Here is a 233-nt window from a genome sequence, read left to right as displayed (position 1 = left end):
CGAGCGGATCGAGGAGATGATCGTGGGGATTTCCGGACGGGAGTTTCGCATGATCACCATTCTCGGGTTTATCCTCGGAGGCGTCATCGGACTGGTGCAGGGGCTGTTGGCCGCCTTGTGGGGATAGCGATGCGTCCTGCTCTCCGGCCATGACCATCTGAAACGAAACTGTAAAGCCGCTGTAATCTTTCTGTAATATTCCCGGGGTAAGATAAAGACACGATGAAAACCCC

Annotated in this window: 1 protein-coding gene; it reads left to right on the top strand. The window is 54.5% G+C overall.

Going from position 1 to position 233, the window contains the following annotated elements; all coding sequences use genetic code 11:
- A partial coding sequence (locus tag LD028_RS09520) for a DUF445 family protein (protein ID WP_237811678.1) occupies nt 1–127 on the top strand: 127 nt, incomplete at its 5' end.
- Nucleotides 128–233: the final 106 nt, after the last annotated feature.

Source organism: Anoxybacillus sp. LAT27 (genome assembly GCF_022030075.1).
Classification (GTDB): domain Bacteria; phylum Bacillota; class Bacilli; order Bacillales; family Anoxybacillaceae; genus Anoxybacillus; species Anoxybacillus kestanbolensis.
Note: the sequence above shows the minus strand (reverse complement) of the source record. Positions and strands in the feature narration are given on the sequence as shown.